The sequence below is a fragment of the Mycobacterium sp. 852002-50816_SCH5313054-b genome (assembly GCF_001667185.1).
GTDB lineage: Bacteria > Actinomycetota > Actinomycetes > Mycobacteriales > Mycobacteriaceae > Mycobacterium.
In genome coordinates, this window is the sequence record NZ_LZIC01000068.1 from 83,521 (window position 1) to 106,948 (window position 23,428).

The 23,428-nt window shown below is 67.6% G+C and carries 20 protein-coding genes; 12 read left to right on the forward strand and 8 right to left on the reverse strand.

The genetic code is table 11. The features are described 5' to 3' along the window. Nucleotides 1–8: 8 nt before the first annotated feature. Nucleotides 9–1,088 carry a DUF190 domain-containing protein gene (locus A5787_RS14705; RefSeq protein ID WP_066968034.1) on the reverse strand — a complete coding sequence of 360 codons (1,080 nt, stop codon included), beginning with the start codon at nucleotides 1,086–1,088 and terminating at the stop codon, nucleotides 9–11. A gap of 219 nt (nucleotides 1,089–1,307) precedes the next feature. Between A5787_RS14705 and A5787_RS14710 the strand changes: the two genes are divergently transcribed. Next, nucleotides 1,308–3,248, forward strand: coding sequence for a pyruvate kinase (locus A5787_RS14710; protein ID WP_231993992.1), 1,941 nt, complete (start codon nucleotides 1,308–1,310; stop codon nucleotides 3,246–3,248). Here the strand turns inward: A5787_RS14710 and A5787_RS14715 are convergent. Next, nucleotides 3,180–3,773, reverse strand: a complete 594-nt coding sequence (locus tag A5787_RS14715) for a TetR/AcrR family transcriptional regulator (protein WP_066968037.1) — start codon at nucleotides 3,771–3,773, stop codon at nucleotides 3,180–3,182. The genes A5787_RS14710 and A5787_RS14715 overlap by 69 nt on opposite strands. Nucleotides 3,774–3,917: 144 nt before the next feature. Here A5787_RS14715 and A5787_RS14720 point away from each other — a divergent pair, with 144 nt between their 5' ends. From A5787_RS14720 to A5787_RS14730, 3 genes are read left to right on the forward strand one after another with little or no spacing between them, the layout of a single operon-like run. After that, nucleotides 3,918–6,140 carry an acyl-CoA dehydrogenase gene (locus tag A5787_RS14720; RefSeq protein ID WP_066968040.1) on the forward strand — a complete coding sequence of 741 codons (2,223 nt, stop codon included), beginning with the start codon at nucleotides 3,918–3,920 and terminating at the stop codon, nucleotides 6,138–6,140. Nucleotides 6,141–6,149: 9 nt separating this feature from the next. Then, the gene (locus A5787_RS14725) at nucleotides 6,150–7,358 is read left to right on the forward strand and encodes a thiolase family protein (RefSeq protein ID WP_066968043.1); all 1,209 of its coding nucleotides are present in this window, start codon (nucleotides 6,150–6,152) and stop codon (nucleotides 7,356–7,358) included. A 2-nt stretch (nucleotides 7,359–7,360) separates the two neighbouring features. Beyond that, on the forward strand, nucleotides 7,361–7,777 hold the full coding sequence (locus A5787_RS14730) for a Zn-ribbon domain-containing OB-fold protein (RefSeq protein ID WP_066968045.1): 417 nt from the start codon (nucleotides 7,361–7,363) through the stop codon (nucleotides 7,775–7,777). Nucleotides 7,778–7,793: 16 nt separating this feature from the next. On the opposite strand, the gene A5787_RS14735 is transcribed toward A5787_RS14730, so the two are convergent. The 3 genes from A5787_RS14735 to A5787_RS14745 are packed head-to-tail and all read right to left on the reverse strand — an operon-like array spanning nucleotide 7,794 to nucleotide 11,146. Further along, nucleotides 7,794–8,789 carry a peptidoglycan-binding domain-containing protein gene (locus A5787_RS14735; RefSeq protein WP_082977231.1) on the reverse strand — a complete coding sequence of 332 codons (996 nt, stop codon included), beginning with the start codon at nucleotides 8,787–8,789 and terminating at the stop codon, nucleotides 7,794–7,796. A 45-nt stretch (nucleotides 8,790–8,834) separates the two neighbouring features. Then, complete coding sequence (locus A5787_RS28195; RefSeq protein ID WP_066968048.1) at nucleotides 8,835–10,367, reverse strand: hypothetical protein; 1,533 nt, start codon at nucleotides 10,365–10,367, stop codon at nucleotides 8,835–8,837. A 53-nt stretch (nucleotides 10,368–10,420) separates the two neighbouring features. Continuing rightward, nucleotides 10,421–11,146: a hypothetical protein gene (locus tag A5787_RS14745; RefSeq protein WP_066968051.1), complete on the reverse strand. Its 726-nt coding sequence runs from the start codon at nucleotides 11,144–11,146 to the stop codon at nucleotides 10,421–10,423. 356 nt (nucleotides 11,147–11,502) lie between these two features. Between A5787_RS14745 and A5787_RS14750 the strand changes: the two genes are divergently transcribed. Next, nucleotides 11,503–12,384: a hypothetical protein gene (locus tag A5787_RS14750; protein WP_156763949.1), complete on the forward strand. Its 882-nt coding sequence runs from the start codon at nucleotides 11,503–11,505 to the stop codon at nucleotides 12,382–12,384. A gap of 13 nt (nucleotides 12,385–12,397) precedes the next feature. Here the strand turns inward: A5787_RS14750 and A5787_RS14755 are convergent, their stop codons facing one another. Then, nucleotides 12,398–13,570: a sulfotransferase gene (locus A5787_RS14755; protein WP_066968058.1), complete on the reverse strand. Its 1,173-nt coding sequence runs from the start codon at nucleotides 13,568–13,570 to the stop codon at nucleotides 12,398–12,400. Continuing rightward, a complete protein-coding gene (locus A5787_RS14760) occupies nucleotides 13,567–14,670 on the reverse strand; it encodes a DUF1214 domain-containing protein (RefSeq protein ID WP_066968060.1) in 1,104 nt (367 codons plus the stop codon). The genes A5787_RS14755 and A5787_RS14760 overlap by 4 nt, the downstream gene beginning before the upstream one ends. Before the next feature lie 17 nt (nucleotides 14,671–14,687). On the opposite strand from A5787_RS14760, the gene A5787_RS14765 reads away from it, so the two are divergent. The 7 genes from A5787_RS14765 to A5787_RS14795 all read left to right on the forward strand — a co-directional run bounded on the left by A5787_RS14765 (nucleotide 14,688) and on the right by A5787_RS14795 (nucleotide 21,756). Beyond that, the gene (locus A5787_RS14765) at nucleotides 14,688–15,305 is read left to right on the forward strand and encodes a TetR family transcriptional regulator (RefSeq protein WP_066968063.1); all 618 of its coding nucleotides are present in this window, start codon (nucleotides 14,688–14,690) and stop codon (nucleotides 15,303–15,305) included. A 188-nt stretch (nucleotides 15,306–15,493) separates the two neighbouring features. After that, nucleotides 15,494–16,843: an amidohydrolase family protein gene (locus A5787_RS14770; RefSeq protein ID WP_066968066.1), complete on the forward strand. Its 1,350-nt coding sequence runs from the start codon at nucleotides 15,494–15,496 to the stop codon at nucleotides 16,841–16,843. 2 nt (nucleotides 16,844–16,845) lie between these two features. Next, nucleotides 16,846–19,191 carry a CoA transferase gene (locus A5787_RS14775; protein WP_066968069.1) on the forward strand — a complete coding sequence of 782 codons (2,346 nt, stop codon included), beginning with the start codon at nucleotides 16,846–16,848 and terminating at the stop codon, nucleotides 19,189–19,191. A 1-nt stretch (nucleotide 19,192) separates the two neighbouring features. Next, entirely contained in the window at nucleotides 19,193–19,531 is a 339-nt protein-coding gene (locus tag A5787_RS14780; RefSeq protein WP_066968071.1) for a hypothetical protein, read from the forward strand. Continuing rightward, nucleotides 19,521–20,687, forward strand: coding sequence for a thiolase family protein (locus A5787_RS14785; RefSeq protein ID WP_066968075.1), 1,167 nt, complete (start codon nucleotides 19,521–19,523; stop codon nucleotides 20,685–20,687). The genes A5787_RS14780 and A5787_RS14785 overlap by 11 nt, the downstream gene beginning before the upstream one ends. Further along, a complete protein-coding gene (locus A5787_RS14790; RefSeq protein ID WP_066968078.1) occupies nucleotides 20,684–21,106 on the forward strand; it encodes a Zn-ribbon domain-containing OB-fold protein in 423 nt (140 codons plus the stop codon). The genes A5787_RS14785 and A5787_RS14790 overlap by 4 nt, the downstream gene beginning before the upstream one ends. Further along, entirely contained in the window at nucleotides 21,103–21,756 is a 654-nt protein-coding gene (locus A5787_RS14795; RefSeq protein WP_066968081.1) for a PadR family transcriptional regulator, read from the forward strand. The genes A5787_RS14790 and A5787_RS14795 overlap by 4 nt, the downstream gene beginning before the upstream one ends. On the opposite strand, the gene fadD1 is transcribed toward A5787_RS14795, so the two are convergent. Beyond that, on the reverse strand, nucleotides 21,753–23,393 hold the full coding sequence (fadD1, locus tag A5787_RS14800; protein WP_066968084.1) for a fatty-acid--CoA ligase FadD1: 1,641 nt from the start codon (nucleotides 23,391–23,393) through the stop codon (nucleotides 21,753–21,755). The two genes, A5787_RS14795 and fadD1, sit on opposite strands and share 4 nt — an antisense overlap. Nucleotides 23,394–23,428: the final 35 nt, after the last annotated feature.

Consider the following 23,428-nt stretch of genomic DNA (forward strand, 5'->3'; position numbering starts at 1 on the left):
CCCACGCGTCAGTAGTGATGGTTCGCCATCGGCGGGCCGCCCCGGCCGGCGTCGCCGTCGTCCGACACCAAAGCGGGGACCATTTCGCTGGTCACCAATCCGTCGTCGCGGGTGAGTTCGTCGACCACGTCGAAACAGTCGGCGATGTTGGCCGGCGTGTCGATGATGATGGTGACAACCGGGACGCGGCGGCGCAGCGAAAGCAGCGTGTCGCCGTGGGGTTGATGATCCCCGTGGTAACCCCAGATTCCCCGGACCACCGTGGCGCCGTCGGGGGATTCCCGCTGACGAAGCCGCTGGACCAGCGCGCGGTGGATCGGCACACCGCCATGAAGCGCCGATTCGGACGTGTAGATCATCAGCTTCTGCCACAGCGGCAGGCCGTGTTCGTCAACGCCGGGCAAGGCGTGCGGCCGTTCCAGTAATTCGCCGTCGCGCTTGCACACCCGGACCCGTTCGAGCGTGAACATGGGCTGCCGGAGCAGCTCGCCCAGCTCCGGCAGCACCCGGCCGATGCGGTCGCCGGACCCGACGGCCACGACCATCATCGGGACGTTGGCATTGCGCCCGAAGAAGCGCGCGCGTTGCCGGTGCCCGTGGGTGACGCCGTCCACGCCCAGAAACACCGATGCGCCGGCGATGCGGCGACGGTGCAGCAGCTCGCAGAGAGCGATGTAGGCCGGCACACCGTCGACGCGCTCCTTGCGCCCGACGTAAATCGTCAACTTGACCGCTTCACGCAATTCCTCCGGCAGCTCCAGCCCTCCGATGCCGTCGCGCAGCAGACGCGCGCGTTCCAAAGTGAGAAGGCCGCGCTGCTTGATCGCGAGCACCGGATCGAGCAGCGCCTCGATTGTCGTTTTGGTGTCGACCGCGATGATCGCCACGGGCGGATCCTCGGACAGCGTCAGGGACTCATCCGTTCGCAGGTTGCGCCCCGTACCGAACCCGCCGATGCCGCGCAGCACGATGCTGGTGGCAATTCGGTGCCGTCGGTACAGCCCGAGCAGCACATCGGAAACGAAGCCCTCGTCGGTTCGTCGCCGCTCTGCCAAATAGGTGGTGAGCTTCAGACAGTCTTCGTCCACGGCCGCTCCTCAGGCGCAAAACCAGCCATCGCTGAAGGTTTCTGGCGCTGCGCGAAAGCTTAGCGGGAGCCCGGCGCCGGCACGGATTGGGGACCAATTCCTCTGCAGCAAACCCATGAAGAATCAGTAATCTCATGTCTGCCTTGATCATTCGCGTCGAGAACCGTTACACCGACGTTAACACCGTGTGGCCGCGAGACCACCAAACGAGGAGTTTTCGTGCCCACCGAGCACATGGCCGACCGGCTGAGCGGGACCCAGGACGGTGTTGCGCCACCGGCCGAACCGGCGACCACCCGGCGACTGGTCGGTTTGCTCGACACGGTCGACGGCCTGTTGACCCGATTGGCGGACGCCGAGCTGGCGTGGGCGGAATGGATATCCGCTGTCGCGCCCGAAAACCGGCCGAGTGCGCGGAACCTGGTGCATTACTGGGCTATTCGCCAGTTCGACCTGCGGGAGCTTCAGACGGGCCTGGCAATGTTCGGGCTTTCGTCGCTGGGTCGCAGTGAATCACACGTCCAAGCCACGCTTTCGGCGGTCCGCTCGGCGATCGCTGCCATCGTGGACGGAAGGTGGCAGCCGCCCGCACCGGCGGCGGTGCCGATCGAGCGGGGGGCCGAGACCCTGCGGCGTCACACCGTGGAGCTGCTGGGCCCCGAACCGCCGCATCGCGGCACCCGCATCATGGTCACGCTGCCGTCGGAGGCCGCGACCGAGGCCGGCTTGGTCCGCGGATTGGTGGACCGCGGCATGAACATCGCGCGGATCAACTGCGCCCACGACGACCCACAGGCATGGCGTGCGATGGCGCACCACGTCCGGGACGCGGCTGCGGGCGCGGGCGAAACATGTTTGGTGGCAATGGATCTGGCCGGACCGAAGCTACGGACCGGGCCGCTGGAACCGGGACCACGCGTCATCAAATTGCGACCACAGCGAAACACGCTCGGTCAGGTCGTCAGCCCCGCGCGGGCCTGGCTGACGTCGACCGAGGACCCGATGGGTCCGCCGCAAGCCGGTATGGCGGTGATTACGGTGCCGCGGGCGTGGCTGACCAACCGGGCCGCCGGGGATGTGCTGGTCTTGCGGGACGCCCGCGGATCCAGGCGCCGCCTGGTGCTCGAGGGCGTTGACACGCCCGCCTGGGGCGGATTCGTGATGGCCGCGCGCCAGACGACCTACCTGGAAACCGGAACGGCGCTGCGCCCCGACGGCGGCGGGGAACCGGCCGAAGTTGGGCCGCTCCCCCAAACGGAACAGAGCTTGGTCTTGCGCGCCGGGGATCTCGTGCAGCTGACCGGCGACTGTTCACCGGCCCCGGTCGAGGGTCGGCACCGCATTTCGCGAATCGGCTGCACGCTGCCCGAGGCGTTCGATCACGCTCAGCCGGGCGACGCGGTTCACTTCGACGACGGCAAGATCGGCGGGCGGGTGCTGTCGGTCGACCACGACGTCCTCACCGTGCGCATCGATCACCCGGCGCAAGGGGAAGCCCGCCTGAAGGCGGGCAAGGGCGTCAACATGCCCGATACCGACCTGCCGATATCGGCGATCACCGACCGCGACGTCGCCGACCTCTCGGCGGTGGTCGAACTCGCGGACCTTGTCGATATGTCGTTCGTTCGCACCCCGGCGGATGTCGAGCGGCTGCTGCGTGAGCTCGATCGGCTCGGCGGGGGCCACTTGGGCATCGTGCTCAAAATCGAAAACCGGCGCGCGTTCGAGCACCTGCCACAGCTGCTGCTGACCGCGATGCGCCGGCCCCGGGTCGGCGTGATGATCGCGCGAGGCGATCTCGCCGTCGAGTGCGGCTATGACCGCATGGCCGAGCTGCAGGAGGAAATCCTGTGGCTGTGCGAGGCCGCCCACCTTCCGGTGATCTGGGCGACCCAGGTGCTCGAGCAGCTCGCCAAGACCGGACTCCCGTCGCGGGCCGAGATCAGCGACGCGGCGATGAGCGAGCGGGCCGAGTGCGTGATGCTGAACAAGGGCCCCTACCTCAACGACGCGGTTACCCTGCTCGACGACATCATGCGACGCATGGCGGAGCACTACTACAAGAAGAACGCGTTGTTGCGCCCACTGCGGTCATGGTCGGGGGCGCGGCCCGAGCGCCCCGACGATGATCCGGGTAGTGCGTTCGGCCCGGCGTCGTGAATATTGTTGCGGCTCAGACAGTATCGGGTACACCACGCCGCCCACGATGGCGTCCGCCGCCGACTCCGCGGCAGCCGCCTCGACCCCTTCGGCGACGAGCCGAGCCCGGACGCTGTCGTGCAGCGGCGCGCTGAACCCGGCACGCAGCTTGACGGCGGTCTCCTCGTGCTCCATGCCGGCGACGGTCAAGATCCGCAGCATGGCCATCCCGCGCGCCGTGGTCAGGCTCGCGACGAGCCTGCCCACCCACCGCACCAGGTCGGCGGACACGTCATCGGTGTGGTCGACCGACGCCAGGATCTTGTCGGCGTCCTCGAGCATGACGTCGGCGACAAGGGCGGGACGGCTGGGCCACCAGCGATAGATGGTCTGCTTTCCCACGCCCGCCCGGGCGGCGACCGCCTCGATGGTCAGCCCGTCGAAGCCGCGCTCGAGCAGCAGCTCACGGGTGGCGGTGACGATTGCCGTGCGCGACCTTTCACTGCGGCGCCTCGGCGGGCTCACCCGGGTGAGATCGCTTGGCATTTGAAGATCCTCACTGCTGCGCTGGCCCGCTTTACATATCCCGACTACCACCGGTAGTCTGCCACAAGACGAGACGGTTCGTCTTGTATGGAAAGGGTAGCGGTCTTCGATGGCGTGTCGTCTCAGCCGCGTGGGCTCGCCGCGATGACGCTAGGACTGAGCCCCGAGCAGCAGGCCGTCAGCGACGCCGTCGTCCAGTTCGCCACCCGGCACGCCCCGATCGCCGAGACCCGCGACAGTTTCGACGCACTGGCGGCGGGACGGCTCCCGGCTTGGTGGGACGCCCTGGCCGCCAGTGGCTTTCACGCGGTGCACCTGCCGGAGCGCCTCGGTGGGCAGGGTGGCCGGCTGATCGACGCGGCATGTGTACTCGAAGCGGCGGGCAAGACGTTGCTGCCCGGCCCGTTGCTGCCCACCGTGACGGCGGGAGCCGTTGCGCTGCTGGCGGATCCGACGCCGACGGCCGAATCACTGCTGCGGGAGCTCGCTTCCGGGTTACCCGCGGCGGTCGTCCTTCCCGACGGCGGAGACTTCCGTGCGCGGGCCGATGGCCAGGGATGGCTGCTCACCGGAGAGTCGGACGTCACCGCGGGCGTGTGTTCGGCGCGGGTGATCCTGGTGGCGGCCCGAGCCGAGGACGGCGAGCTCACGTGGGTGCTGGTTGACACCCAAAAACCCGCGGCGGCGGTCGAATCCGTACACGGTACCGACCTGGTCACCGACGTCGGCGTCCTGCGGCTGAACGACTACAGCCCCGAGTCGGCGGCGCTGACCGGGATCGACGCCGACCGCGCGCATGGCGTCGCCGTGGGGCTGGTGGCCAGCATGACGGCCGGCATCGCGCAGTGGTGCGTCGACGCGGTCACCGCGCACCTGCGCACGCGGGAACAGTTCGGCAAGGTGATCGGGACGTTCCAGGCTCTGCAGCACAGCGCGGCCATGCTCTTGGTCAACAGCGAGTTGGCGACCGCGGCGGCCTGGGATGCGGTGCGGGCCGCCGACGAGCCGCCCGACCAGCACCGCCTCGCTGCGGCCGGGGCTGCGGTGATCGCGGTATCGCCGATCCCGGACCTGGTGCTCGATGCGTTGACGATGCTCGGCGCCATCGGTTTCACGTGGGAACACGACGTGCATCTTTACTGGCGGCGGGCCATCAGCCTGGCGGGATCGATCGGTCCGGCCAATCGCTGGGCCCGACGGCTGGGCGAACTCACCCGCACCCAGCAACGCGACATGTCGGTCAATCTGGGCGCCGCCGAGTCGGATTTCCGGTCCTGGGTGTCCGAGACGCTGGATGCGGCAATGCAGTTGCGCAACGACACCCCAGCTCCGCACGGCGATTACCCGGACCAGGCCTCCGGGCCGCAGCGCACATTGATCGCCGACGCCGGTCTGATGGCGCCGCACTGGCCGGCGCCGTGGGGCGTCGATGCGGATCCGCTCAAACAGCTCATCATCGACGAGGAGTTCGCCCGGCGACCCGGGCTGGTTCGGCCCTCGCTCAACATCGCCGAGTGGATCCTGCCCTCGGTGCTGGCCGCGGCGCCAAAAGAGCTGCAGCAAAGGCTGATTCCGCCGACGCAGCGCGGCGATATTCATTGGTGCCAGCTGTTCAGTGAGCCGGGAGCCGGCTCGGACCTCGCCTCGCTGGCCACCAGGGCGACCAAGGTCGAGGGCGGCTGGCGGGTTAACGGCCACAAGATCTGGACGTCGCTGGCGCAATACGCCGACCTGGGCGCGCTGCTGGCGCGCACCGACCCCGAAGCCAGCAAGCACCGCGGCATCGGTTACTTCATCATCGATATGAAATCGCCCGGCATCGAAATCCAGCCCATCAAGACGGCGACCGGTCAGGCGCACTTCAACGAGGTCTTCCTCAACGACGTCTTCGTCCCGGACGAGATGTTGCTGGGCGGTCCCACCGACGGCTGGAGTCTTGCGATCGCCACGATGGCCGAAGAGCGTTCGGCCATCAGTGGATACGTCAAGTTCGACCGGGCCGTCGCGCTCCGCCGGCTCGCCGCACAACCCGGGCCGGATCGTGAGGACGCGCTGCGAGAGCTCGGCGAACTCGACGCCTACACCAACGCCATCCGGGCGCTCGGCGTGCGGGAAACCATCCGGCTGCTCGACGGGCAGTCGTCCGGCCCGGCGTCGAGCATCGCCAAGGTCGCGATGAACGTGTTGCTGCGCCGTACCTTCGAGGCCACGCTGCAGTTGACCGGCCAGGTGGCGATGGTCGATGACGCCGACGCCGCGGTCGTGGAACCCTACCTGCATCTCCCGGCCGAACTGATCGGCGGTGGAACCAGGGAGATCCAGCTGAACATCATCGCGCAGATGATTCTCGGGCTACCCCGGAAATAAGGACACAGCATGGGATTACGTGGCGAAGCCGCAATCGTCGGATACGTCGAGCTGCCGCCGGAACGCATGACCAAGGCGTCGCCCGCCCCGTTCGCCATCGAACAATGGGCGGAACTCGGCGCCGCCGCGCTGGGCGACGCGGGACTGCCGTTCGAGGTCGTCGACGGCATCGTGGCCTCGCACCTGGCCGAGTCAGAGATCTTCGTGCCCTCGACCATCGCCGAATACCTCGGCGTGGGAGCGCGATTCGCCGAACACGTCGACCTCGGTGGGGCCAGCGCCGCGGCCATGGTGTGGCGGGCCGCCGCCGCCGTCGAGCTCGGCATCTGCGACGCGGTGCTGTGCGCGTTGCCCGCCCGGTACACCACCCCCATGTCTGCCAAGAAGCCCAGATCGCTGGGCGATGCGTTGTATTTCGGTTCGTCGAGCAACCAATACGGCTCTCCACAGGCCGAGTTCGAGATCCCGTACGGCAACCTGGGCCAGAACGGCCCCTACGGTCAGGTCGCGCAGCGCTACGCGGCGATCTACGGCTACGACGAGCGGGCCATGGCCAAGCTCGTCGTCGACACGCGGGTCAACGCCAACCACACCGACGGCGCGATCTGGAAGGACAAGCCGCTCACCATCGAGGACGTGCTGGCCAGCCCGGTGATCGCCGACCCGCTGCACATGCTGGAGATCGTGATGCCCTGCGTCGGGGGCGCGGCCGTCGTCGTGGCCAACGCCGACCTGGCGCGACGGTCGCGCCATCGGCCGGTGTGGATCAAGGGATTTGGCGAGCACGTCCCGTTCAAGACGCCGACCTATGCCAAGGATCTGCTGCACACCCCGATAGCCGAGGCCGCCGACACCGCCTTCGCGATGACCGACCTGACCCGCGACCAGATGGACATGGTGTCGATCTACGACTGCTACACCATCACCGTGCTGCTGTCGCTCGAAGACGCGGGCTTCTGCGAAAAGGGCAACGGCATGGAGTTCGTCGCCGACCACGACCTGACCTTCCGCGGCGACTTCCCGCTGAACACCGCCGGCGGGCAGCTGGGGTTCGGTCAGGCCGGATTGGCGGGCGGGATGCACCACGTGTGCGACGCCACCCGCCAGATCATGGGGCGGGCCGGAGCGGCACAGGTCGCCGACTGCAACAGCGCCTTCGTGTCCGGCAACGGCGGCATCCTGTCCGAGCAGACGACGCTGATCCTGCAGGGGGACTGACGATGGCTTTCGAGCGGCCCATGCCCGTCAAAACGCCTACCACCGCACCGTTCTGGGATGCGCTGGCGCAACACCGCATCCTTATCCAGTACTCGCCGTCGTCGCAGAGCTATGTGTTCTACCCGCGGGTGCGCGCGCCGCGTACGCTGGCCGACGACCTGGAGTGGCGAGCGATATCCGGCATGGGAACGCTGTACTCGTTCACCGTGGCCCGTCGACCCGTCGGCCCGCACTTCGCCGACGCGGTTCCGCAGCTCCTGGCGATCGTCGAATGGGACGAGGGCCCGCGGTTTTCCACCGAGATGGTGAACGTCGAGCCGGAAGACCTGAGGGTGGGGATGCGGGTGCGGCCGGTGTTCTGCGACTACCCCGACCACGACGTCACCATGCTGCGGTACGAGCCCGCCGAACAGGGCTGACAGCGACGCTTCGGTTTCAGCTACGCAGCCGATCTCGCATCCAAGCGACCCCGCCGCTGATGTCGTACGGGGAGTAGTGCGGATTGGGCTGGTCGCCCAGGAATGCCACGCCGCTGACGATGGCCGTGACGATCGCCAACACCTCCTCGACCGGCTCCCCGAACAGGATGGCGATCTGTGCGGCGAGGGAGAACGGGTTGGAGAAGAAGTCGGAGCGCGCCACGGCCTGGTACACGGCGGCCTTCACCTCGCTCGATTTGTCGTCGGTGTTCTCGGCGAAGATGTCGCCCTCGCGGTATACGTCAACCCAGATGTCGGGCTTGTCGGGGCAGCCGGGTAGCCCGAATCGTCGGATCGGGTCCAGCCCATGGCTTCCGGCGTGGGTGATCCAGGGCCGGGCCCAGTCCGCGATGCTGTCAGTCTTGCGACCCGGATTGCCATAGGCCAGAACGCCTTTGAGCTCCGGAGTTCGCCAGTCGAGCGGCTTACCGGGCGCCAGGTAGTCGAAGTAGAAGTCGGAGATGACGATGCCCCCTTGGGAGAACCCGCCGAGTGACCAGGGCGTCCCTTTCGGGAAGGGGACGAGGTTGTCCATGACCTCGGAGCCGATCAGCCGGGCCAACTCGTTGACACCGCTGGCGTTGTCGAACGGGATCGGGCCGTTGTTGTAACCGATCGGCTGGTGGTGACAGAGGCCTTCGGCCTCGAGTTGCGTGCCGGTGTCGGCGACGGGCCCGGCGAACATGTTCGAACTATGCCCTTCGACAGTGAACATGATGGGCCGCAGGCCAGGGGTCGGTGGCACGTAGCCGACGCGGCTGGCCGTGGTGGTATCGAATTCTCCCGATTGCGGGAGGCCCAGGCGGCGTTGCATTTCCTTGACCGCGGCGACTTCGTCCTTGCCGTAGCTGCCGTCTTGCGGTGGCGCGTACGCCCGGTACTCGCGCTTGAACCATGCCTGCCAGTATTCGATTTCCGGGCCATGGGACCCGCGTTTGTAGGGGAGCGGCATTTCGATGAATCTCCTTGAATGGCAGGTAATTTGTCGGTGTTGGTCTCACCGCTTCCTGCCGGGGGCCTTTCGTGCCGGCGCCTTCTTGGCAGACGTGGCCGGCCTCGACGCCGCCCCGTTGCCGGCCGCGGGAATCACTATGCGGGGGGCCGCCTTTTTGTTGGTCGGCAGGGGGGCCTGGGCGAGTAGAACATCCAAGGCCGGCTGGTACTTGGCCAAATAGTCCACGATCGTCAGGTTGCCGAGCTGCGGCCAGCCGTGCCCGTAGCCGTCCGAGCCGACCGGCCCCGCCAGCTGCTCGTAGATGAGCCGCTGATAGTCCGCCGGCACGGTAGGTATCACGAGCGGCGTGGGGGTCACCGGTGCCGCATCGCCTACCCCGAGCACCGAGGCCAGCTGGGAGGGCGACAGGCCGTCCGCACTGTTCATGTCGCAGTTGCCGAAGGGTGGTGCCCCTTCGGGGAGGCCGCCTCCGTACCCTTGGCCGTCGGTGTATTGGTGCGCGACCTTGAATACGGCCGGATCATTGGGATTTGAGCCGTACCCGGCGATGATCATCGGCACGTGCTCCGGCCTGGTCTGCCACATCTGGCGCATGTCGTTGAGGTTGCAATACCCGATCACGCGGCGCGCGTCGCCGAGCCACTTGGCCAGCCCGTAGTACATGCCGTTGACCGCGGCGCTTTGGTCGCAGGTCGGATTCCCATCGCCGCATTCCACGTCGATCATCGCCACCATCTTGGGGTGGGGGCCGCCGTTGGAGTTGACCTGATCCTGGAGGGTCGCCAGCGTCGCCTGCCAGTCGGGGCGCCAGTAGGAGTAGACGATGAAGCCGTTGAGCCTGCCATCGTCGGCGGCTTGCTTGCACCAGCCGTAGTTGTGGGCGAAGTTGTTGTCGCGGTGTGTGCCGTCGTTGGCTCTGATGGACAGCCAGCGATAGTGCCAGTCAACGCCGTCCTGGTGGTACGTCGCGTTGGCGTAGTCGTCGCTCACCGCCACCTGGTGCTCGGACACGTCGGCGAACAGCGTGTCCCGCGGCTCGCCTTGGGGTGCGGGACGGGCTCCGCTGGGCTGGTGCGGAATCGGTGTGCCGTCCTCGACGATGGGGCCGGGTACGAACCACCAGTCGTTGGCGTAGGGGTTGTCCACCGCCATCGCCTGGTCGCGTAGCACGGTGCCGTTGTCGCCGTTGGTCTCCACGCGCAGATCGCCGATCTGGCACCACATGTGGGAGTTCATCCCGCCGCCGGGCCCGTGGTGCAGGGCAATCTTGATCGCCGCGTCGGCCGGGAACGTGCTGGGGTTCGCTACCTGGATGGTGTGGAATGGGCCGTCGAGCGGATTGGCCTGGCCGCCGTGCGACGGCGCCCGCCAGCTCTCCGTGCAGAGGCCGTGGCGGGACCATTCCATGGCGGTGCCGTTGATGCCACCGTCGAGTTCGTCGACGACGCAGCCCGAGCAGTCGGTGCCCTTCTCGCGGTTGAAGGGGTCCCAGTTTCCGCCGTAGTCGTACGGGTTACCCGCGCGGTCGATGGCGATCTGCTGTCCGAAGGATATGGTCTTGCGTGGCACCGGCATTGGTCGGCCTTTCTATGTTGGGCGTGTTTTTGGGGTGCGGTGTTACGGCCGTTTCAAGCGGTTGCCCGAGCGAGCAGCGCGTCGGCCTGCCTGAGCCGGCGCCGGGTGCGGGCCCATTTCCCCGACTTCATTTCCTTGCGCCAGTCGGGAAACTCGTCGCCGAACTTTTGGTGCTCGGCCCCGGCCGCCTCGTAGACGACGTAGCCGCCCTTGAGAAGGCTGAACGGGGCGTGCAGCTTACCCAGCTTGTCGTATTGGGAGGTCGCGTGATTGGACATCGGGTCGAACCATGCCGGTGTCACGAAGTTGGACACCGACACGCCGTCGACGGCGTAGGTCGGGGCCTCGACCGGGTCGCACACCTCGAAGCTGTAAGCCTTGCCGTGCCCGTCGTTGGCCCACAGGTTGCAGTTGGGATCGATGAACATCTCCAACACTTCGTGTGACAGGACGCTGGAGACGCTCCAGTCGCCCTTCGTCGCCGTCCCGCCGTTGTCGAGTTCCGGCTTGGCCGCGACCACGCCCCAGAGCTTCCCGCCCCGGTCCTCGGTGTGGTAACCGAGCACCCCGTCGGGCTGGTCGTTGATGGTGTCGACGAGCGTGATGCCGTGCGCCGCCGGGGGCACGTCATTGGAGTTGGTGTAGAAGATCACCGCCGCGGCGGCCCGATCCCAAAGGGGTGCAACGTCCATCCGGATTTGCTTGGCGATCGCTTGGGTCATGACCGCGGCGTCCGCATTGGACACCAGCTTCGACTGGTTGAGAATCGCGATGAGCATGTTCAGCTCCTGTCGTCGGTGATGTGGATGCGAATCTGCCACCTGGTATCCGTCCGGCGCATGAGTAGTTGACTACGTCATCGGGTGCGGAAGGGGTGCGCGACGGGTGCTGCACGAGCGAGTAGCCGACTACGCTATTGCGGCCCGGCCCCCGGGAGTGAACTCAAGGCGATTCTCTGGCCCGACCTGTTCACCCTGGGGAGGAATCCATGTCTACACCGCCGAACGCCGGCTCGACGCCGCACACCCCCAATGTCCGTGGCGACACGTGGAACGGCTTCGAGTCGGGACTGCCGAAGTCGTGGCGGTCGACCTCGCCCTGGAGGCAGACGGTCCAACGCCGTCGGATCATGCTCTTGGACGACCTGGCCCGCCTCGAGCTGAAGAATCGTCCCGAGCAGGAGCAGCGCGCCTTCCTCATCAACAGCCTCCTGTCCGACGCCAATATCGCGTCGCAAGCCAAAGTCGGCATCCGAAAGTGGTGGTGGGGCACCGAGATCGAGCGTTCCTGGGCGCGCATTCATGAGGTCGAGGAACGCACGGTCGATCTGCTGCCCGACACGGAACTGCCCGCACGCGCAAACGAAGCCTTGGGATATGCAAGCGTGCACCTCAACGGTGACGACAAGAGGCAGAAGCATCTGCAAGCGTTGCTGGCGGATCCGTCCCATCTCAACACCGCGGATCTGCGCCCATCCATCGTCGGTGTGTTGCGCACCGCCCACGAGAACTCTGATCGCAGCAACCAGGAGGCGCGGTATCTCAGGAACCGGTTGATCCTGGCGTCCGGGGTTTGCCTGTTCTTCGCCGCAGTTACCCTGGTGACCCAGCGGTTGTTCCGAGACAATCACTTTCTCACCTTGCCCGACGACAGCTTCAAGGCTTCGCCCTGGCAGTACCTCTTCCTGGTGATGTTCTTCGGGTCCGTCGGTGCGCTGTTCACCGCGATCCCGGCCATGTCCAAGGTGCCGCTGGACCACAGTCCGTTCAATCTGCCGCTCCAGCAGGGCTTACTGAAGTTGGTCCTCGGCCCGTTGGTCGCTGTCGTTGGGCTCTTGATCCTGGGCGCGGATGTGCTGCACGTTGGATCGTCGAACACGTTGATCGGTAACCTGCTCCTCGCGACCGTATTTGGGGCGGGTCAGCACGCCGTCACCCGGTATGTCGACCAGCGTGCCAGCGAAATCCTCACGGCCGAAACGGGTCCCGCGAGCAGTGGTTCCGCCAACAAGGGTTGAGACGCCGGGTACCTCAGCGCAATTGCTCCGTCGGCACCCCGTAGCGGTCCTGGTAGCCGCCGACCCTGTCACGGACCTCTGCGGCGTCCAGGCCGGTGTCCGACCACGTGTAGCGGCTGCCCCCACCGTCCCCGGGGTGGGCGGCCAGGAAATCCCGCATCTTTTGTGCGGTCTCGGGTTTCAGCTCGCGGCCCAGCTTCCGGTAGATGTCGTCGATCGTGGTCCACGGGTCGTTCATGAAATCGGTGAACAGCACGTCGATTACGCGGCCGGCGGGAATGGCGCCGGCGTCGCGCAGCGCCATTTCGCGGTCCAGGCCGACGACGATCTCCTCATAGGACTGGGCCGCGCATTCGGCGATGTTCGACTCGTCGCTGCCCATCCGCCGGAGGTGGTGGGTCAGCGCGGCGATCGACGAGATGACGTTGAGGGGATCGCGGTGGGTCTGCACGATCAGCGCGTCGGGGTACTCCGCGAGCAGGTCGTCGAGGTGCCACAGGTGCGCCGGCGACTTCAGCAGCCACTGGCCTGGAACCCCGGACTGCAGGTGTTGCAGGAAGGTTCGGTGAAATCGGTAGGCGCCGGCATGATCCGCCTCATACAGCAGCCAGCGGTAGTAGCCCGGCAGGCGGTACTGCACGGAGAAGATCATGCTGGTGAACTCGCCGGCGGTGATGCGCACGCACTCCTGCCCGACGAGGGCGCCCATCGGGTGAAACGCCAAGAAGCCGGGGATGATCTGTTCGGACATCTCGATACTGGCCTGCGCCTGCGCGATGCGCGGATCGGAGTGGTAGGTCTCGGGCTGCGGGACCGGGCAGGGCGCGTCGACCTCCCAGGTCAGCGGCGCCCGCAGGTCGGGGTCCTGGGCGAGCAAATCGTAGAGGATCGTGGTGCCGGTGCGCGGCTGGCCGACGATGAAGATCGGCGCAGTGATTGGCTTGCCGGCGATTTCGGGATGCTGTTTGCGCCAGGCGATCACCCCGAGCCGGTTCTTCAGGGCGCGCATGACGTCGAGGTAGGCGATCTCCACACCGATGGGCGAGAGTCGCGCCTCGTCGACCAGCCCGTCGGTGAGCCGCTGCAGCCCGGGCTGCCACCCGTCCGCGCCGAAGTCGTCGCTTCCGGCCTCCTCGCAGGCGGTGGCGATGAGCCGTTCCGGCGCGAACCGCTCCTGCAGTGTCATCGCCCGTCCGTTCCTTCGCGGACCGACACCGAGACGTCGGGTGCGCCGGGGTTGTCCAGCCAGCGCACCACGATGAACCCGCGGTGGCGGCCACCGGTGTCGAGCCAATGGCCGAAGCCGAAGTCCTCCGCGGAGATCGCGATCCGCACCCGCCCGTCGGCGCCGGGCTGCACCGCGCGATTGGTCACCGAGCTGTGCCGCCGGCGCGGCTCCAGGCACTCGTGCCAGACGCTTTCCAGGGTGACGTTCCAGTAGCGAGTGTCGGGCGGCTCGATGTCGAGCACCAGCGCTTGACCGGGATCCAGCCGGAAGGTCCCCATCATGTAGAGGTTGTCCGGCGTGGTGTCGGCGGCGCCCAGATCGGCGGCCTCGGCAGTCAGCAGCGTATTGGGTTGTTGCAAGAGCTCGGGCTTGATGGTGCGGTGCATCGTGGTGAGTTTCATCAGCGACCACGCCATCGCGGTGAACTGATCGGCGAGTTCGTCGTCGGTCAGCGGCGCCACGGGGTCCGGGTCCAGCGCGTCGATGCGCAGCGTGGCCAGCGTCTCCGCGGCGGGGTCGCCGATGTATTCCCGGACGACGACGGAGGATGCGTCGTCGGGAATCTTCACCCAGCGGGCGCCGGCGAGATCGGCGGGTTCCTCCGCCGAGAGGACCAGCGCGAATTCGTCGCCGCGCAGCTGCAACTCGGTGTCGCTGACGTAGTTGGCCATCCGGCGCGGGGTCAGGCCGGTGCCGGCGAGGATCTGGAATCCAAGGTAGGCACTGGTGCCCCGGGTGCCGGTGATCCGGTAGCGCCGGTCGCCGCGAATCATCGCCAGGTAATAGTTGCCGTCGGGATTGGGGCCGCCGATCATCCTTGTCGGAGAACACATATCGAAGAACGACGGCCGGTCCGGGTCGGCCTCGACGGACAGCTGCGCGCACAACGACGAGACGCGCGCGATGACGCGCAGGCCTTCGAGGAGTTCGCGCTCGGATTCGGCGTCCTCCATCACGATCTTGGTGACGTCGCCCAGCATCCGCTGGAAGAACTGCCACGCGGCGCGCGCCTTCGGGGCGACCTCGTCGGCCGACCCCGTCGCCAGGGTTTGAGACATAGTCTTATGCTTAGACTATGTCTCACCCGTTGGCAACAGCTTCCCGTGGCGATGGTGAGCGAATCTCGCTCGCGGAACGGCGGCGCACCGCGACGCGTCAGCGCATCGCGGACGCGGCCGCGCAGCTGGTCGGCAGCGTCGGTCTGGCGGGTGCGACGGTGGACCGGATCGCGGACGCGGCAGCCATCGGGCGGGCGACCTTCTTCCGCTACTTCAACTCGAAAGAGGACGCCGTGGCCGAGGGGGTGAACGCCCATTGGCTGAACCGCATCACCGGCGCGCTGGCCGCCCAGCCCGCGGGCCTGACCGCCACCGAGGCCGTCGTCGGCGCCTTTCACGAGCTCGCCCTCGGCTTCGCCGAAATCGAGGACCAGGTCCGTGAATTGGCCACGCTGACCAGGTCATCCGAGACGCTGGACGCCTGGACGCTGCGCATCTATGTGCGGTACGAATCGGCGATCGCCGAGCTCATCGCGCCCCGGCTACCCCGGTTGGCAGCGCAGGATCCCAGGCCACGGCTCATCGGCGCGTTGGCGATGGCGGCGGTGCGCATCGCCCTGGACGACTGGCTGAGCGACGGCGGATCGCTACCCGAGCGGGTGCGTCAGGGCCTGGCCGCGGTCGCGATCGCCTAATTCACCCTCATATGGACTAATAGTCGCTGAGACGCGGCGCGATCCGGGCACCGCCGCCGCACCTCCGGGCCGCACTATCTGCCGATACCACGGCGATTTTGGCGCCCTGGGCGACGGCCAGCGCCGTTGACACTGTGACTGGCGTCATTGTCTACTAGTCCCCATATCTGCGGGCGAGGAGCGGGGCAATGCACAAGGACGACCTGATCTTGATCAGCGTGGACGACCACATCGCCGAGCCCGCCGACATGTTCGACGCGCATGTCCCGGCCAAGTACCGCGACCTCGCGCCCCGGGTGGTCGTCGAACCCGATGGGGTCCAGCAGTGGTACTACGGCGACGTCCGCGGACGGAACATGGGCCTGAATGCCGTCGCCGGAAAACCCCGCGAGATGTACAACATCGACGCCTCCCGCTACGACGAGATGCGACCGGGCTGCTTCAACGTCGACGAGCGGGTCCGGGACATGAACGCGGGTGGCCAGCTGGCGGGCCTGAACTTCCCGAACTTCACCGGCTTTTCGGGCCAGGTCCTCAACCAGGGTCCCGATCGCGACGTCAACCTGGTGATGATCAAGGCGTACAACGACTGGCACGTGGACGAGTGGTGCGCCTCCTACCCGGGCCGATTCATCCCCTGCGGCATCCTGCCGCTCTTCGACGTGGCCGAGGCCGCGAAGGAAGTCGAGCGACTGGCCGACAAGGGCTGCCACGCGGTGACGTTCTCGGAGAATCCGGAAGCGTTGCAAATGCCCAGCATTCATACCGAGTATTGGTATCCGTTGTTCGAGGCGGTGTGCGAGAACAAGACCGTGCTGTGCACCCACGTCGGGTCCGCGTCGCGATCCCCGCAGGTGTCGAGCGACGCGCCGCCCAGCGTGCAGATGACGGCGTCGTCGATGATGAGCATGTTCACCTTCACCGAGTTGATCTGGGCCGAATTCTGGTCCGACTTCCCGCAACTGAAGTTTTCTCTCACCGAGGGCGACGTCGGCTGGATTCCGTATTTCCTGTGGCGCGCCGAGCACGTCTACAACCGGCACTCGGGCTGGACGCTCGCGAAGTTCCCACCCGGCTACAGCGGACCCACCGACGTCTTCAAGCGACACTTCTACACCTGCTTCATCAGCGACAAGGTGGGCGTGCAGAACATGGGCTGGTTCAACGAGGACATGCTGTGCTGGGAGTCCGACTTTCCGCATTCCGACAGCAATTGGCCGTTCGCGCCCGAGGACGTCATGGAGACCATGGGTCATCTCGACGACGCGGTCATCAACAAGATCACCCACGAAAACGCCATGGGCGCTTACTCGTTCGATCCGTTCCGCTACATCCCGAAGGAGCACGCCCGCGCCGGCTACCTGCGTGCGCAGGCCACCGACGTCGACGTCGTCACCCATGTGGGCCGGCGAGCCAGTCAGCGCGACCGCGACGCGTGGACCCGGATGACGCAGTTCGCCCTGCAGGCACAGGGGGCGGCAACGGTGACGGCGGAGGCCTCCGGTATCGCGGGGCGCGCCACCACCCTGGGCAACTGAGCGTGGCGGCCCGGGCACCGTTCGCCGGGTGGCGGGTGCTGGAGCTGTCCAACGGCATCGCGGCGTCGTACTGCGGCAAGATGTTCGTGGACGCGGGCGCCGAGGTCGTGAAAATCGAGTCACCGCAGGGTGATTCGGTGCGGGGCTGGTCGGCGTCCCCGGGCGGTCCGAGCGGGGCGCTGTTCGGCTACCTGACCGCGGGCAAGAAGTCGGTGAACGACGGCGCGGAGGCCGCGGCGCTGCTGGCCGGTGCCGACCTCGTGCTCACCGACCTGACCGACGGCTGGACCGTCGACGCCATCAGGGCGCACACCGGCGACGCGGCCGTCGTCGCGGCCGTGACGCCGTTCGGCATGACGGGTCCCTACGTCGAGGATCAGGTAGTCGCCAACGAGTTCATTCTGCAAGCGTTGTGCGGCTCGATCGCAAGCCGAGGCTGGCCGGGTGACGAGCCGGTGCAGGCCGGCGGGCGGCTCGGCGAGTGGTTGGCCGGCACCTTCGCCGCGGCGGTCGCCGCCGCGACGGCCCGCCACGCCGCGCGCACCGGGCGCGGCGAGGTCATCGACGTCTCGATCTACGAGGCGATGGTCATCGCGATGGGCGGGTTGTCGACCATGTCGGCCAGCGTCCTGGGCGCGGATTCCCTGCTGTACCAACGCAGCCTGGAGTTGCCGTCGATCGTTCCCACCGCCGACGGCCTGGTCGGGTTCTGCACGATCACCGCGCAGCAGTTCCAGGACTTTCTGGTCATGATCGATCGCGCCGATCTGGTCGGCGACGCCGAACTGGCCTCGTTCGCCGGGCGCGTGCAGCGCCGCGACGAGTTCCTTGGCATGGTCACCCAGTGGACCCAGTCCCGCACCACGCGGGAGATCATCGACCTCGCGGTGGCGTTCCGAATCCCGGTGGCGCCCATCGCCACCCCGGCCACGTTGCCCATCGTCGACCACTTCGTGCAGCGCGGCGTCTTCGCCGAATCGGAGCTCGGGGTCCTGCAGCCACGCGTGCCGTATCGCAGCGAGGCGATGATCACCGGGCCACCCGGGCTGCCGCCGCGACTCGGTGCCGACAATGGCCGCCTGCACTGGCCGCGCCGCCCGCGGCGGCCCGGCGGATTCGGCGCCGATGCCGACGCTCTTCCGTTGTGCGACGTACGGATCACCGACCTCACTGCGTTCTGGGCCGGACCCGTCGCCACCCAGTTGCTCGGCGCCCTCGGCGCCGACGTGATCAAACTCGAGGGCGTCCGCAGGCCCGACGGCATGAGGTTCTCCGCGGGCCGTCCGCCCGACTGGGACCAATGGTGGGAGTGGGGCCCGGTGTTCTTGTGCAGCAACAACAACAAGCGCGGGATCAGCGTCGAGCTCAGCACCGACACCGGGCGCGCCATCGCGTTAGAGCTCATGGCGGCAAGCGATCTCGTCATCGAGAACTTCTCACCGCGGGTGATGGACAACTTCGGATTGACCTGGGATGCCGTGGCGGCGACCAATCCCCGCGCCATCATGATCCGGATGCCCGCGTTCGGGCTGGACGGCCCTTGGCGCGACCGCGTCGGGTTCGCGCAGACGATGGAGCAGGCGACGGGCATGGCGTGGATGACCGGACATGCCGACGGCCCGCCGGTGATCCCGCGCGGGGTGTGCGACCCCATCGCGGGGCTGCACGCCGCATTCGCCGCGATCGCGGCGCTGGCGATCCGCGACCGGGACGGGGCCGGGATGCACGTCGAGTCCACCATGGTCGAGGCGGCGCTGAACGTGGCCGCCGAGATGCTGGTGGAGTACTCGCGCAACGGAATCGAGCTGTGCCGGGAGGGAAACCGGGGCCCCGGCGCAACCCCCCAGGGCGTGTATCCGTGTCCGGGTGACGACGAATGGGTAGCGCTGGCCGCGACGGACGACGCCGCGCGGGCGTCGTTGGCGAGGCTCATCGAGCGACCGGAGCTCGACCCGAACGAGACCGCGTGGCGGGAACGCGCCGACGAGATCGACAAGCTGATCTCCGATTGGACCGCGCGGCACCCGGTCGCCGAAGCGGTGGCTGCGCTGCGCGGTGTCGGGGTGGCCGCCGCGCGTGTCACCGCGCCGGCGGCCCTGCTGAGCGACCCGCAGCTGCTCGCACGCGGCTTCTGGGAAACCGTTGACCACCCGGTCGCCGGCTCCTTCCTGTGCACGGGCATGCCCTTCGCATTCGTCGGAAAGCCCCGGCGCTGGATTCGGCGGGTGCCGCCGCTGTATGGCCAGCACACCGACGAAGTGCTGACGGGCATTCTCGGGCGCAGCGCACAGGACCTGCTCGAATTGCGCGCCGCGGGGGCCACCAGCGCGCGGCCGGCGGGATTGTGACGTGGCGGTGACGCTGTGCGTGCCGCCGCGCGCCGGCGAGCTGTGCGCACCGGTCCGGTTCCTGGTGCGGCAGGATTCCGTGGTGATGGAGCTGACTTCCCGGCACCGGATCACCGGTGTCGAGTGGGACGCGAGCGAACGCGCCGTGGCCATGCTCGTCGAGATCACCGACCCGCAAACCGCCAGGCCCATCGACGTGCGAATCGACGTGGTCGAAGTGGGCGCGGAGCACGCCCCGGGCACGGCGGCGCGCGCCACGAAGATCGGAACCATCACGCGCGACGGGCGAGAGTATGACGTCGTCGGCACCTATCTGGGAGTTGTCGCGGATGAAAACTAGCCGTATCAACCCAACCGCCGCGATCGTCGGCGTGCACAACACCCGGCAGGGCCGCCGGCTGGACGGCGAAACCTCACGGGGCCTGGCGCTCAAGGCCGTTCAAGGCGCACTGGACGACGCCGGCCTGACCCTCGACGACGTCGACGGCATCAGCGCGAGCCCGCATTCCACGTCGTTGATCTACGACCTGCGTATCGGCCCGGCGTGGCAGGGCCTTGCCTTCGGGGTCGGCATGATCACCGAGGCGGTGACCGCGATCGAGCATGGCATGGCCGACGTCGTCGTCCTGGTCGCCGCGCAGGCGGGTGAATACCGCGACCACGAGGCCACGGCGCCGTGGACCAGGCCGGAGAACGAATTCGTTGCGCCCTGGGGGATGTTCACCACCGCCGAGTTCGCGCTCATCGCCCGGCGCCACATGCACGTCTACGGCACGACGCGCGAACAACTGTCCATCGTCGCGGCGACGATCCGCAACAACGGATCGCGAAACCCCGAAGCCGTTTACTACCAACGGGGTCCGTTCACCCCCGACGACATCACCGCGTCACGGCCCATCGCCGAGCCGTTTCACCTCCTTGACTGCGCCACCACCTCGGAGGGCGGCTGCGCGGTGGTGGTCGCCAACGTGGACAAAGTGGATGTCGCGGGCCGCCCGATCTACGTGTTGGGCAGCGGCGCGGACTTTCACGGCCCGTCGTATCAGCACCCACCCGCGTGGGACCTCGCCGGTCGGCGCGGCGATCACGTGAACGGCGTGGTCGGCAGGCTAGCGGCCGAGCGCGCGTTCACCCACGCCGGGCTGCGGCGCGACGACGTCGATGTGTTGGAGCTCTACGATCCGTTCTCCTTCGAAATCATCCGCCAGCTGGAGGCTTTCGGCTTCTGCGCCGACGGCGAGGGCGGACCGTTCGTCGCCGACGGCCACATCGCCATCGACGGCAGCCATCCGGTGACCACCGACGGAGGAACCATGTCCTTCAGCCACGCGGGCTCCAACCCGCAGATGATGCAGCGGGCCGTCCGCGCCGTCCAGCAGCTGCGCGGTCAGGCGGGCGACCTGCAGGTGCCCGACGCGCATATTGCGTTGTGCAGCAACGGGGGAGCCGGGGCCCTGTTCACCACGGTGCTGATCCTGGGGGACGAACCGAGATGACCACCGACGCGTTGCGACCCCAGAGTGGCCCCGTGCCGCATGCCAGCAGCCACCTCAGCCTTCCATTCTGGCAGGGCTGCCGAGCCGGGGAGTTGCGCTACCAACGCTGCGCGGCCTGCGGTGTGGCGAACTTCCCGCCGAGCGAGCATTGCCGGCAATGCCTTTCGGCCGATTTGCGGTGGGAGCGCAGCGACGGCCGCGGCGAGATCTACAGCTGGACCGTGGTGCACCGACCGGTCACCGCGGAGTTCGAACCGCCGTATGCGCCGGCGATCGTCACGCTGGACGAGGGCTACCAAATGCTGACCAACATCGTCGGCATGGCCCCGGCCGACCTGGCGATCGGCCTGCGGGTGCGGGTGGAATTCCACGCTGTCGGCGCCGACCTGACCCTGCCGTACTTCACCAGGTTGCCATGAGTCCGGCGCGCACCAGCAACGGCCTGCCGGTGACCGCCTACCTGGTCCTCGGCGTGCTGGCGGCCAACGACGAACAACTCACCGCCGGCGAGGTCAAGATGCGCGCCGAACTGTCGGTAGGCCACTTCTATTGGTCGCCGTCGGTGAGCCACGTACGGCGCGAACTGAACCGGTTGCTGGCGCGAGGGATGGTCAGCGAGATCGGAGCGCAATCGGGCAAGCGCGCGATCACGCTGTACGAGACCACCGACGCCGGCCAAGACGCGCTGCGCCGGTGGGTCCAGCATTTTCCGGGTCAGGACCAGGTGGTGATCAAACACCCCGTCATCCTGCGGACCTGGCTCGCCCGCGGCGAGGATCCGGAGCGCGTGATCGATACGCTGGACCGGCATCTCGAATCGACCCGGGCCCGCCTGGACGAGGCCCTCTGGTCGCGGCAGCGCTCCCGCGACCTCGGCATCATCGATGATCCGGACCAACGCTTCTCGTTCGCGGTGCTCGACTACGCCATCCGCGGCCTGTATGCCGAGATCTCCAACATTTCCCAGCTGCGCGACGAAATCGCCAGCGGGACAGGCCGGGATCCCGTCAAACGGGTCCGACGGGCGAAGGGGCAGATCCGTCGCCGAGCACGCCGGGAGCCGGGCTAGACCGATGGTGGCGACCCGCAGCGCCCCGCTACGCCGAGCTTGCGATCGCCACTAGCCGCCGCGCGCCGGTACGCGGTGCCGCGCGCTTCGCGCTCCCAGAGGACTTCGCCCTCGCCCACGGCGGTGCCCTGGGCGATCAGCTGGCGCTTGAGCACCTTATGGGTGGCGGTGCTGGGCAGGTCGGCGGCGATGCGAACGTAGCGCGGCCAGGCCTTGGGGGACAGGTCGGGCTGCGCGCCGAGGAACGCTTCGAGCGCATCGGGCTGGAGCTCGGCACCGTCGTTGAGGACGATCGCGGCCATCACCTGGTCGCCGACCCGCTCGTCGGGGACGGCGTACACTGCGACGCGGTTGATGGCGCTGTGCCGCAACAGGATCCGTTCGATGGGCGCCGCCGCCAGGTTCTCGCCGTCGACCCGCATCCAGTCGGCGGTGCGGCCGGCCAGGTAGATCCAGCCCTCGGCGTCCCGGTAGGCGAGGTCGCCGGACCAGTACATGCCGTGGCGCATCCGTTCCGCGTTGGCATCGGGATCGTTGTAGTAGCCGGTGAAAAAGCCCGATCCGGTCGTGTTGACCAGTTCGCCGACCGCTTCGTCGGCGTTGGCCAGCGCGCCCTTGGCATCGAAGCGCGCGACGGCGCATTCGGTGACGGTTTCGCTGTTGTACACCGCGACCCCGTCGGCCCCCCGACCGATCGAGCCCTTCGGTGTGCCGGGTTCGCGGATCACGATGACCGCGTTCTCCGTCGAGCCGAAGCCGTCCTCGACCTGAACCCCGAACCGGCGCGCGAACTCCTCGATGTCCTTGTCGTTGGCCTCATTACCGAACGCCACCCGCAGGGGGTTGTCGGCGTCGTCGTCACGCTCGGCGGTGGCGAGAATGTAGGCGAGGGGTTTGCCGACGTAGTTCATGTAGGTGGCGCCGTAGCGGCGAATGTCGTGGAGGAAGTTGGTCGCCGAGAATTTCGCCGGCACGATCGCGGCGCCGGAGACCACCGCGGGCGCCCATCCCGCCACGACGGCGTTGGAGTGAAAAAGCGGCATGGACACGTAGCAGGTGTCCTGTGGCGACAGCGCGAAGCGCTGGACCAGGTTGATACCGGCGAACGTCGCCATCAGGTGGGATACCTGGACCGCCTTGGGATTTCCGCTCGTTCCCGACGTGAAGATCATCATGAACGGGTCCATCGCGGTGACCTCGCGATGGGGGACCAGTTCGCCCGCGCCGTCGATGAACTCCGCCCATTGCGGCGTGGAGGTGTCGAGGATCTGCGTTCCCTCCAGGTCCAAACCGTCCAGCAACGGCCGATGTTCGGCGTCGGTCACCAGGAATTGGCAGTGCGCCCGCCGGACGTCCGCGGCCAGTGCCTCGCCGCGCCGCGTGATGTTCAGCCCGCACAGCACGTAGCCGCCGAGCCCGGCCGCCGCCATCTGGGCCAGCATCTCGGGCGTGTTGCCCAACAGAGCACCGACGTGCAGTGGCCGTTGCGGGTCGGCGGCGGCGATGAAGGCCGCGGCGCGCGCGGTCGCCTCGGCCAGATATTCACCCCAACTCCATTGCAGATCGCCGTGTTTGACGGCGACGGCGGAGTCAGTCAGACGCTTGCGCAGCAGCGCCTGAATCGTGTCGTCGGCCATCGGATCGGTCCACCTTCGGTTACGAGACGAGACGG

Bases quoted from the DNA above. Each gene is read 5' to 3' on its own strand.
- A5787_RS14715 (WP_066968037.1), bottom strand. From the start codon at position 3,773: ATGCCAAGCGATCTCACCCGGGTGAGCCCGCCGAGGCGCCGCAGTGAA.
- A5787_RS14720 (WP_066968040.1), top strand. From the start codon at position 3,918: ATGACGCTAGGACTGAGCCCCGAGCAGCAGGCCGTCAGCGACGCCGTC.
- A5787_RS14725 (WP_066968043.1), top strand. From the start codon at position 6,150: ATGGGATTACGTGGCGAAGCCGCAATCGTCGGATACGTCGAGCTGCCG.
- A5787_RS14730 (WP_066968045.1), top strand. From the start codon at position 7,361: ATGGCTTTCGAGCGGCCCATGCCCGTCAAAACGCCTACCACCGCACCG.
- A5787_RS14735 (WP_082977231.1), bottom strand. From the start codon at position 8,789: ATGCCGCTCCCCTACAAACGCGGGTCCCATGGCCCGGAAATCGAATAC.
- A5787_RS28195 (WP_066968048.1), bottom strand. From the start codon at position 10,367: ATGCCGGTGCCACGCAAGACCATATCCTTCGGACAGCAGATCGCCATC.
- A5787_RS14745 (WP_066968051.1), bottom strand. From the start codon at position 11,146: ATGCTCATCGCGATTCTCAACCAGTCGAAGCTGGTGTCCAATGCGGAC.
- A5787_RS14755 (WP_066968058.1), bottom strand. From the start codon at position 13,570: ATGACACTGCAGGAGCGGTTCGCGCCGGAACGGCTCATCGCCACCGCC.
- A5787_RS14760 (WP_066968060.1), bottom strand. From the start codon at position 14,670: ATGTCTCAAACCCTGGCGACGGGGTCGGCCGACGAGGTCGCCCCGAAG.
- A5787_RS14765 (WP_066968063.1), top strand. From the start codon at position 14,688: ATGTCTCACCCGTTGGCAACAGCTTCCCGTGGCGATGGTGAGCGAATC.
- A5787_RS14770 (WP_066968066.1), top strand. From the start codon at position 15,494: ATGCACAAGGACGACCTGATCTTGATCAGCGTGGACGACCACATCGCC.
- A5787_RS14785 (WP_066968075.1), top strand. From the start codon at position 19,521: ATGAAAACTAGCCGTATCAACCCAACCGCCGCGATCGTCGGCGTGCAC.
- A5787_RS14790 (WP_066968078.1), top strand. From the start codon at position 20,684: ATGACCACCGACGCGTTGCGACCCCAGAGTGGCCCCGTGCCGCATGCC.
- A5787_RS14795 (WP_066968081.1), top strand. From the start codon at position 21,103: ATGAGTCCGGCGCGCACCAGCAACGGCCTGCCGGTGACCGCCTACCTG.
- fadD1 (WP_066968084.1), bottom strand. From the start codon at position 23,393: ATGGCCGACGACACGATTCAGGCGCTGCTGCGCAAGCGTCTGACTGAC.